The following is a 1,845-nucleotide window of genomic DNA, read 5'->3' as shown; positions in this document are numbered from 1 at the left end:
CTGGCGGCCGCCGCCGAGTCGGCGAGACCGGGCTCCTGCATCCGGACCGGGGTGCCGGCCGAGGGTGCCGGAGCGGACACCACCGCCGCGCGCGGATTGTTGCGGAGCAGGAAGAGACCGAGACCCGCCATTCCGGCGAGCAGCGTCAGGAACGCCACCAGCCGGGTGGCGCGGCGGCGACGCGGGGAACCCGGCGTCCACATCCAGCGGTAGAACACCCGCTGCCCTTTCGACCGGACGGGTTCCACCCGGCAGCGGCCGCGCGCGGCCTCGCCGGAGGCTGCCAGGCGTTCATCGGCTGACGGCTCGATGAAGCGCGCGGAGCGCACGAAAGTGTCATCGAGGTGCAACCCCTCGAACGGGTCCCGACCGTCCCGAGCCATGGCTTTCACGGTAAACCCAGGGACTCGTTTCCCACACCATGGTCACCGAACCAGGGGCCAGGTCACCACGACCTGTGGCACACCGCGATGGACGGCGGTGACCGGGCCGTCCGGCCTCGGTGCGCAACCGGCCGGACGGCCCGGTCACCTGTGCCCTGTCGGCTCCTCGCCGGATCGGCTCCTCACCGGCTGGTCACTGGCTGTGGAGGCTGACCGACCGAGCCGCCGACGCTCCGATGATCTTGGCGATCTCGGTCAGGACGTCCACGGGCACCGTGTCGTCGAGCGAGAGCGACATCAGTGCCTCGCCGCCGGCCTTGCGACGGCTGACCTGCGCGCCGGCAATGTTGATCTGGGCCTCGCCCAGCAGCGCGCCGACCGCGCCGACCACTCCCGGACGGTCCTCGTACCGGAAGAAGGCCAGGTGTGCCTGGGGCCGGATGTCCACCTCGAAGTCGTCGATCGCGGTGACCTTCTCGACCTGCCGGGGGCCGGTCAGCGTGCCGCTCACCGACACCGGCGTCCCGTCCACGAGCACGCCACGGACGGTGACGAGGTTGCGATAGTCGGGGCTCTCCTCGAACGTCTCCAGCGCGACGTCGACGCCCCGGTCCTTCGCGAGCAGCGGCGCGTTGACGTAGGTGACCGGCTCCTCGATCACGTCGGTGAACACGCCCTTGAGCGCGGCGAGCTGCAGCACCGACACGTCGTGGGCGACGATCTCGCCGCGGACCTCGACGGTGATCGCGGCGGCGAGGCCACCGGCAAGGCCGGTGAACAGCTGGCCGAGCTTCTCCGCGAGCGGCAGCCCCGGGCGGACGTCCTCGGCCACGACCCCGCCCGCCTGCACGTTCACCGCGTCCGGGACGAACTCGCCGCGCAGCGCCAGGCGCACCGACCGGGCCACCGCGACCCCGGCCTTCTCCTGGGCCTCCGCGGTGGACGCCCCCAGGTGCGGGGTGACCACCACGTTGTCCAGCTCGAACAGGGGCGAGGAGGTGGTCGGCTCGGTGACGAACACGTCGATGCCGGCGCCGCCCACCCGGCCGTCCCGGACCGCGTCGGCCAGGGCCTCCTCGTCGACGAGCCCGCCCCGGGCGTCGTTGATGATGATCACTCCTGGCCTGACCCGCTCGAGCTCGTCCCGGCCGATGAGGCCGATCGTCTCCGGCGTCTTCGGCAGGTGGATCGTGATGACGTCACTGATCCGCAGCAGCTCGTCGAGGTCGACCAGGCGCACCCCCAGCTGGGCGGCGCGGCCCACCGAGACGTAGGGGTCGTAGGCGACGATCTTCATGCCGAAGGCGGCCAGCCGCTGCGCGACCAGCAGGCCGATGCGCCCGAGCCCCACCACGCCCGCGGTCTTGTCCGCGAGTTCGACGCCGACGTACTTCGAGCGCTTCCACTCACCGCCGCGCAGCGCGGCGTTGGCCGCCGGGATGCGGCGGGCCACCGCCGCCAG

Annotated in this window: 1 protein-coding gene and 1 pseudogene (both cut by a window edge); both read right to left on the bottom strand. The window is 72.2% G+C overall.

Annotation, left to right across the window (positions count from 1 at the left end; genetic code table 11):
- Positions 1 to 383, bottom strand: partial view of a septum formation family protein gene (locus tag FrCorBMG51_RS01335; RefSeq protein WP_052914207.1) — the start only. The gene continues 448 nt to the left of window position 1, outside the view; only the first 383 of its 831 coding nucleotides appear in the window; its start codon is at positions 381 to 383; its stop codon lies beyond the left edge, outside the window.
- Between the two features lie 193 nt (positions 384 to 576).
- Positions 577 to 1,845, bottom strand: a pseudogene (serA, locus tag FrCorBMG51_RS01330) (phosphoglycerate dehydrogenase); it runs 347 nt beyond the window's last position.

The sequence above is a fragment of the Protofrankia coriariae genome, assembly GCF_001017755.1.
Lineage (GTDB): Bacteria > Actinomycetota > Actinomycetes > Frankiales > Frankiaceae > Protofrankia > Protofrankia coriariae.
Note: the sequence above shows the minus strand (reverse complement) of the source record. Positions and strands in the feature narration are given on the sequence as shown.